Source organism: Achromobacter insuavis (genome assembly GCF_902859645.1).
GTDB lineage: Bacteria > Pseudomonadota > Gammaproteobacteria > Burkholderiales > Burkholderiaceae_B > Achromobacter > Achromobacter insuavis.
The window spans coordinates 1-708 of record NZ_CADIJR010000195.1 but is presented as its reverse complement, the minus strand read 5'-3'; the positions used below and the strand labels follow the sequence as shown (position 1 = coordinate 708).

Below are 708 nucleotides of genomic sequence, written 5' to 3'. Positions count from 1 at the left end.
CCGTCGCGGCAGGTCAGCGCCACCACCGGCGCCGGGATCGCCGGCATGCCCGCGCCGCCGCCGGCGCCGTAGGCCTGCAGCCGCAGATAGTCCAGCACCTGCCAGATCTGGTCCGGCGTCAGCGCCTCGCCCGGCGCCTGCGTCGCGCCGCCGTGCGCCGTCCCCTCGCGCGCCAGGCGCGCATACAGCTCGCCCTCCAGGCGGTTGTCGAACAGCGCCGCCCCCAGCACGCTGGGCCAGGCGGGCAGACCGGCCGCGAGCACGCCGCGCCCATCCGCCCGCGCGCCGTGGCAGGCGGCGCAATGCGCCTGGTAGAGGCGCGCGCCCCGCAGCAGGTTGTCATCCGAAAACACCAGCGGCGACCGCTGATAGGACGTATGCGTCGCCTCCGTCAGCAGCAGCCGCGGCGCCGGCCAACTGGCGCTCGCCAGCAGCCCCGCGGCGGCCGTCAGCAACACCAGCCGGCCACGCCGCGCGAACAGTGCCGCCGTCAACAACGCCAGCGCCAACAGCGTCAGCCCCAGCGCCAGCCACAGGCGGCGCCAGGTATGGCCGCTGACCGGCAGGTCGGCGTCGTAGCGCCAGGCGAACGGCCAGTGCGCGATCGCCAGCGCCTCGTCCGGCTGCCAGGCGATCGCCGCGGCCAGCAATGCCGCCAGCAGCGCCAGCGCGCCCAGCAGCATGGCCCCGGCCCGGCGCCACGCCGCC

1 protein-coding gene is annotated in these 708 nt (G+C 76.7%); it reads right to left on the bottom strand.

Annotation, left to right across the window (positions count from 1 at the left end; translation table 11 throughout):
- Positions 1-708, bottom strand: a 708-nt coding sequence (locus H0523_RS32090; protein ID WP_180180333.1) for a c-type cytochrome, incomplete at both ends; no start/stop codon positions are given.